Below are 3,655 nucleotides of genomic sequence, written 5' to 3' on the forward strand. Positions count from 1 at the left end.
GTAGGGGCGCATTGCGCCCCTACGTGAAATCACGATTTTTCGTCATTAAATTTACCACCTTGACAGGGCTAGAATTTCTAACCCTATTGATAGCAGACAGAAGAAAAAACTGATGTTTTCTTCTGTCTGCTTCTGATTCTTTTCGATACATAAAGCTTAGTAGAGGTACATACTACCATTGAGATCAATTCTCATGTTGCTGATGTCCGAGTCTAAGTTGTTCGCTTCATCGAGATAAATCCGAATCTGTCCCGGGGCAATAATTTCGGGTCGGGCCTGAATTAGCCCCCCATCGGGTCGCTCAAATGTGACGGTTAAGGGAATTTGCAGATTCATCAGCATGGCTTCATCGCCCCCGACGAGGGTGCGATCGCGCGTCTCACCGATCGCCTCGTAGGTAATCGAAGTATTCGTGCGATTGATGATTTCCACCGCAACGGGTGCATTTCCCGGCAGCACATAAGCTACAGGCATTTGCACGTTCTGGGGTAGGGGCATCGGTTGTGCCTGAGCCTGTAATTCGTTCTGTTCAGTGGGAGTATTCTGAGCAATGCCAGCGACGGGAAAGGCGACGGCTCCGAGCAAGAGGCTACTAAAAACTGCCCCTAATAATCCCGGATTTTTGCTATTGAATAAAGTCGTAAACTTCATAAAAAACCTCCAAAGTTAATTGATTAAAAAATAAAGTCTTTAAAAAGGGTGCGATCAATCGCATGAAAACTGAGTGGCGAGTTCCTTGAAATGACCCTCGGTTCATCCTGATGGGATGGGGTGCAATTCCCCGACTGCCTCACCGGATTGAATAAATAGGACAAGAAACCGGGTTTATGGACCTTTTTTTGCTGCTCGATCCGCACCAATTCAGTGAAGAAACCCAGTTCTTTCCCCTAATCCTGCAACGATGTCCTAGAGGGAGAGCAGGCCATGCCATTTTCTATGCTCGGTAAATGGCCTCACTCCCTCTCAACCTGCTCACTAGGGGTAATTAACCCGCTAACATACTGCGAAGCATCCAGGCATTTTTCTCATGAATTTGCATCCGTTTGGTCAGCAAATCTAAGGTAGGTTGATCATTGGCTTTCTCTAGGAGAGGCAGCATTTCCCGGGAGGTGCGGACCACGGTTTCTTGCCCTTGGACTAACAAGCGAATCATTTCTTCCGCATCGGGAATACCCTCATGTTCTTGAATCGAAGTCAGGCTAGAAAACTTCCCATAAGTAGCAGGAGCGGGAAATCCCAAAGCCCGAATCCGCTCTGCAATTTCATCTACCGCTAAGGCTAATTCTTGGTACTGCCCCTCAAACATCAGATGCAAGGTACTAAATAGGGGTCCGGTGACGTTCCAGTGAAAATTATGAGTTTTCAGATAAAGGGTATAGCTATCGGCCAACACGCGGGATAACCCTTGAGCAATTTCTTCTCGGGTGCTTTCGTCAATCCCAATATTAACGCTCATTGGATTTTGGGTTTGGGCAGACATTCCTAGGGTAGCTGTCATTCTTAATTCCTCTAATGATTAGACTGATTGACTGAGTTTTTGAAAAGTTTCAGAGTTATAGATATGGGGGAAACGACTGTTCCCTAGTTGCGACTTAAATCATGCCTGGACCTTTTCCACGGCGATCGCCTTCCATCGTCAGCTTGCCGTCCTCGTCATTGTGATGGACTTCGTAAGATTCGCGAGCGCGTTCCGCTTTGAGGGCTGCTTCTTTTTCACGCAAGTCACCCGGCTCATCCACATACATTTCAGGCTCGATCGCATAGTTATTCACCAAACCTTCTTGGTCTACGGTAAAGCCATCCCGGGTATGATCCGGATTTTCATTGGGGTCATCGGCGCTAGAGGGAGCTTTCATAAACTTGTCACCCTCACGCTCTTGCCGCGCTGCCACCTCTGCCGGAACGATGTTGCGATCGTAATGAACTGGACCTTTTACAGGTTCTGTGGCCTTCTTGTTAACGTTTTCTTGGTTATCCATTTTTTGTTTATCCATGAGTCTTTCCTCACTGTTTTTATTGAGTCTCTTTTATCTTATCCCGTGAACCCCACATAATTACACTATCTATAGGAGTAAGTTTCCCTCTACACCTATAGATAGAGAGATTCAACAAATCCTCTCCCTGTCTACATTTAGAGGACCTCAGTTGTAAAATCCACCGGGTCATAGACCCCAGAATTAACCGATTCAATTTTGGACAGGTCCTTTTTTAACGGGGATGGGTATGTTCATCCCCTACAGCAATGGCATTTTCCGTGGGAACGATGCGAGATCCATATCGGTTGGCATAAACCTGGGTAAACTCGGCCCCAAAAAATAAAATTTGCGCCGAAAAGTTAACCCACAACAATAAAACGACTAAAGAACCCGCTGCACCGTAGGTCGAACCAATCGTACTATTCCCTAAGTACAAGCCAATTAAAGTTTTACCGATGACAAAGAGTAAGGCTGTCACGATCGCCCCTAGCCAGACATCAGACCAAGCAATTTTGACATCCGGTAAAACTTTATAAATCATGGCAAATAAAACCGTAATCACTCCAAAGGAAATGAAGAAATCTAACACTTGCCACAGGCCCATCAGCATATCCGGGACCAGATGGCTAAAATAGTTTCCAAATGCAGCTAAGGCGGCACTGAGAATGAGGGAAACTAGCAGTAAAAACCCGATGGTGAGAATCATGGCAAAGGATAAAAAGCGGTCTTGGATAATTCCTTTTATCCCCCGTCCCGGTTTGGGTTTGACGTTCCATATAGTATTGAGAGAACCCTGGAGTTGGCTAAAGAGTCCCGTCGCCCCAAATAGAAGGACACCCAGACTAAGCAGGGTTGCCCAAATGCCTGACCCCGTTTCCCGGGTATTCTCAATCATAGTTTCGATGATTTGTGCGCTCTCGGTGCCGATAGTCCCTTGCAGTTGTCGGACAATTTCACCTTGGGCGGCGTCTTGACCAAAGACGACTCCGGCCACGGCGATCGCAATAATTAAGATCGGCGCTAAGGAGAAAATGGTATAATAGGATAAAGCGGCAGCCAATCGCCCTGCATTATCTTTCTGCCATCCTGAAAATGCCAGTTTTAACAGCCTAAACAGTTGCTTAAATTTTACCATTTTTGTTCCTTATTTTTGTTGGAATTTCTTCAATGGGTTGTTTAATTTAAGGGATTTTTTTGGGAAAAGCCCTTTTTTAAAATGGGGTAGTTTTCGGGTAAATTGCCCTCATTTGCCCGGGTTGAGTCAAGGTGGGGTAGGCTTCTATTAAAATAGGGCTTAGATAGCTCACTCGCTAACTAAACCCTGTTAATCAATCCCGAAAATTTACCGATTTATCGAGGTTGGGAATGGGGAATCGGGAGACCTAAACCCTGCCCACAGTGATCAGTTGACTGTCCGATTTCTCCCTCCTGGGACGGAGAAAAATTTACGAATTTAGCTAGACAGACGGGAATCCCTCGCGCTTTACAGATCGAAGGTTAGTGTGGGATGAAAGGCGCGGTGAGATGAGGATTCCACTCGCTTACAACCTCCCACGCCGTAGGCGTTGAGCCGTGAGCGTGTGGATGACGAGACGAACGACTCTTTATTGTTTTCAAAAGCACTACCCCACTAAAGCAAATATAATGAGGGAATTCTTTTTTGAACTAAATAAAGTTCA

The 3,655-nt window shown here is 45.9% G+C and carries 4 protein-coding genes; all 4 read right to left on the reverse strand.

All coding sequences use genetic code 11. From position 1 onward, the window contains the following. Positions 1-156: 156 nt before the first annotated feature. Positions 157-651 (reverse strand): hypothetical protein, encoded by a 495-nt coding sequence (locus J0895_RS24340; protein WP_207090568.1) that lies wholly within the window; start codon positions 649-651, stop codon positions 157-159. Between the two features lie 334 nt (positions 652-985). Continuing rightward, on the reverse strand, positions 986-1,498 hold the full coding sequence (locus J0895_RS24345) for a Dps family protein (RefSeq protein WP_277989897.1): 513 nt from the start codon (positions 1,496-1,498) through the stop codon (positions 986-988). A 94-nt stretch (positions 1,499-1,592) separates the two neighbouring features. Then, positions 1,593-1,994, reverse strand: coding sequence for a hypothetical protein (locus J0895_RS24350; protein ID WP_207090569.1), 402 nt, complete (start codon positions 1,992-1,994; stop codon positions 1,593-1,595). Between the two features lie 214 nt (positions 1,995-2,208). Continuing rightward, positions 2,209-3,111 (reverse strand): YihY/virulence factor BrkB family protein, encoded by a 903-nt coding sequence (locus J0895_RS24355; protein ID WP_207090570.1) that lies wholly within the window; start codon positions 3,109-3,111, stop codon positions 2,209-2,211. Positions 3,112-3,655: the final 544 nt, after the last annotated feature.

The sequence above is a fragment of the Phormidium pseudopriestleyi FRX01 genome, from assembly GCF_017313335.1.
Classification (GTDB): domain Bacteria; phylum Cyanobacteriota; class Cyanobacteriia; order Cyanobacteriales; family Laspinemataceae; genus Laspinema; species Laspinema pseudopriestleyi.

Coding starts and splice junctions, on each gene's coding strand:
- J0895_RS24340 (WP_207090568.1), bottom strand. CDS start 651: ATGAAGTTTACGACTTTATTCAATAGCAAAAATCCGGGATTATTAGGG.
- J0895_RS24345 (WP_277989897.1), bottom strand. CDS start 1,498: ATGACAGCTACCCTAGGAATGTCTGCCCAAACCCAAAATCCAATGAGC.
- J0895_RS24350 (WP_207090569.1), bottom strand. CDS start 1,994: ATGGATAAACAAAAAATGGATAACCAAGAAAACGTTAACAAGAAGGCC.
- J0895_RS24355 (WP_207090570.1), bottom strand. CDS start 3,111: ATGGTAAAATTTAAGCAACTGTTTAGGCTGTTAAAACTGGCATTTTCA.